Origin of the sequence: Roseovarius roseus (genome assembly GCF_043355935.2) — a bacterium.
Lineage (GTDB): Bacteria > Pseudomonadota > Alphaproteobacteria > Rhodobacterales > Rhodobacteraceae > Roseovarius > Roseovarius roseus.
Genome location: NZ_JBHFPE020000039.1, coordinates 2,740 through 5,992, shown reverse-complemented (window position 1 = coordinate 5,992; position 3,253 = coordinate 2,740). Strand labels below are relative to the sequence as shown.

The 3,253-nt window shown below is 52.8% G+C and carries 2 tRNA genes and 2 rRNA genes (1 of these 4 cut by a window edge); all 4 read left to right on the top strand.

The window, feature by feature from the left end:
* Nucleotides 1-425: 425 nt before the first annotated feature.
* Nucleotides 426-1,895 (top strand): 16S ribosomal RNA (locus tag ACEWPL_RS19185).
* 162 nt (nt 1,896-2,057) lie between these two features.
* Nucleotides 2,058-2,134 (top strand) — tRNA-Ile (locus ACEWPL_RS19180).
* Nucleotides 2,135-2,164: 30 nt separating this feature from the next.
* Nucleotides 2,165-2,240, top strand: a tRNA-Ala gene (locus ACEWPL_RS19175).
* 448 nt (nt 2,241-2,688) lie between these two features.
* Nucleotides 2,689-3,253: ribosomal RNA gene (locus tag ACEWPL_RS19170) — 23S ribosomal RNA — on the top strand (it continues 2,359 nt past the right edge of the window).
* Together the 16S and 23S rRNA genes with 2 tRNA genes alongside form the textbook arrangement of a ribosomal RNA operon.

The window sequence follows — 3,253 nt, the reverse complement described above, 5'->3', positions numbered from 1 at the left end:
CCCCCTTCACCGGCGGCGCTGAGGCGCTGTTGGGATGCGGGACGGACGGACGAGGCGGTGCCTTGGAGGTCTTGACGGCGGAAGATTACAGGGATAGATGACGCGGGCTGCGCCGGGAGATTTGGCGCTGTTTGTTGATTTTGTTTCGGGCTTTCGGGTCCTGGGGCTTTGGCTCCGACGCTCTTTGACATTGATGATATCTGAAGAGATATGTGGGCGGTTTGGTTCATTCGATGAACAGACAACTGCACATATATCGCGCTACTAGGGGCAACCCGATGATGTAGTGTCAGCTTCACTGTTTGGACGGCTTTCGGTTTCTGATGAAACCAGAAGCACAGACAAACAGTCGGTCTTGGCCTTAGCCGGTCAAGACTAATATGTGCAGAGGTTCGAACGTCAAGGATAAGCTGGCAACAGCTTTTCAACTTGAGAGTTTGATCCTGGCTCAGAACGAACGCTGGCGGCAGGCTTAACACATGCAAGTCGAGCGAGGTCTTCGGACCTAGCGGCGGACGGGTTAGTAACGCGTGGGAACGTGCCCTTCTCTAAGGAATAGCCACTGGAAACGGTGAGTAATACCTTATACGCCCTTCGGGGGAAAGATTTATCGGAGAAGGATCGGCCCGCGTTAGATTAGATAGTTGGTGGGGTAATGGCCTACCAAGTCTACGATCTATAGCTGGTTTTAGAGGATGATCAGCAACACTGGGACTGAGACACGGCCCAGACTCCTACGGGAGGCAGCAGTGGGGAATCTTAGACAATGGGCGCAAGCCTGATCTAGCCATGCCGCGTGAGTGATGAAGGTCTTAGGATCGTAAAGCTCTTTCGCCAGGGATGATAATGACAGTACCTGGTAAAGAAACCCCGGCTAACTCCGTGCCAGCAGCCGCGGTAATACGGAGGGGGTTAGCGTTGTTCGGAATTACTGGGCGTAAAGCGCGCGTAGGCGGATCAGAAAGTTGGGGGTGAAATCCCAGGGCTCAACCCTGGAACTGCCTCCAAAACTACTGGTCTAGAGTTCGAGAGAGGTGAGTGGAATTGTGAGTGTAGAGGTGAAATTCGTAGATATTCACAGGAACACCAGTGGCGAAGGCGGCTCACTGGCTCGATACTGACGCTGAGGTGCGAAAGTGTGGGGAGCAAACAGGATTAGATACCCTGGTAGTCCACACCGTAAACGATGAATGCCAGTCGTCGGGCAGTATACTGTTCGGTGACACACCTAACGGATTAAGCATTCCGCCTGGGGAGTACGGTCGCAAGATTAAAACTCAAAGGAATTGACGGGGGCCCGCACAAGCGGTGGAGCATGTGGTTTAATTCGAAGCAACGCGCAGAACCTTACCAACCCTTGACATGGACATCATACTTTCGAGAGATCGATCGGTCAGTTCGGCTGGATGTCACACAGGTGCTGCATGGCTGTCGTCAGCTCGTGTCGTGAGATGTTCGGTTAAGTCCGGCAACGAGCGCAACCCACATCCCTAGTTGCCAGCAGGTCAAGCTGGGCACTCTATGGAAACTGCCCGTGATAAGCGGGAGGAAGGTGTGGATGACGTCAAGTCCTCATGGCCCTTACGGGTTGGGCTACACACGTGCTACAATGGTAGTGACAATGGGTTAATCCCCAAAAGCTATCTCAGTTCGGATTGGGGTCTGCAACTCGACCCCATGAAGTCGGAATCGCTAGTAATCGCGTAACAGCATGACGCGGTGAATACGTTCCCGGGCCTTGTACACACCGCCCGTCACACCATGGGAGTTGGGTTCACCCGAAGGCCGTGCGCCAACCTGTTTACAGGGGGCAGCGGACCACGGTGAGCTCAGCGACTGGGGTGAAGTCGTAACAAGGTAGCCGTAGGGGAACCTGCGGCTGGATCACCTCCTTTCTAAGGATTTTCCTAGCATCTCGAGCTTGCTCTTGATCGTGGAAAACTTAGCACGATCAGCAAACAAAGCTGATCACATCAGTCAGTGTCGCTTGCGATGCTGATTTGGGCCAATCCGTCCTCATATCTCTTCAGACAGTTTTCAGGCCTACCGGCCTGTCTGGGTCGGTAGCTCAGGTGGTTAGAGCGCACGCCTGATAAGCGTGAGGTCGGAGGTTCAAGTCCTCCTCGACCCACCACGTCATTTTGCGCAGCAAAATTGACTAACTGGGGCCTTAGCTCAGCTGGGAGAGCGCCTGATTTGCATTCAGGAGGTCAGGAGTTCGATCCTCCTAGGCTCCACCATATCCAACACATACCGATTGTACCGTTAAGCACTGTCCGCAGTTCTTAACCGTCCAATCGGACGAATTGACATCGTAAAGAGAGATACAGTTACTTTGAGAGCAATCTCACAGTAACATAACGACACTGTCGGTGTCCGCGCGTTAGCGGCTCACCTCGGTTCGGTTCCACTTCGGTGGAAGGTATATGACGCGGCTGCTTCCTCAACCGCCCATGTATATCCCGGCTGAAACCGCAGTGTTGTCCAAGTCAAGTACACTAACCCGGACTGAGATCTGCACGGATCGAAGTCCTGACTTGCTGACGCAAGTCATTGTCTGGTCACGACAGTGGCCAGGCGGGAAAAGTATGACTTTTGTTCCAGGATAAAGGCCCCCTTTAGTTACCAGCTGGGGGTGCCGCGTCAGGCACGGCCGTTCGTCGGTCAAGTCTGTCTTTTTCTGGATCAAATCAAGCGCGAAAAGGGCGTTTGGTGAATGCCTTGGCAGTAAGAGGCGATGAAGGACGTGATACTCTGCGATAAGTCATGGGGAGCTGAGAATAAGCTTTGATCCATGAATTTCCGAATGGGGCAACCCACCTGATACTGTGTTATTACTGACCGCAAGGTCAGCTAATAATGCGGTAAAACAGGTACTTATAGACTGAATACATAGGTTTATAAGAGCAAACCCGGAGAACTGAAACATCTAAGTACCCGGAGGAAAGGACATCAATTGATACTCCCCTAGTAGCGGCGAGCGAACGGGGACCAGCCGAGCCTTGAGTGTGAATAGAACGTGTTGGGAAGCACGGCCATAGAGGGTGATAGCCCCGTATATGAAGCATGATAGGACGTATTAAGTAGGGCGGAACACGTGAAATTCTGTCTGAAGATCGGAGGACCACCTTCGAAGGCTAAGTACTCCTTACTGACCGATAGTGAACCAGTACCGTGAGGGAAAGGTGAAAAGCACCCCGACGAGGGGAGTGAAACAGTACCTGAAACCGAACGCCTACAATCAGTCGGAGCC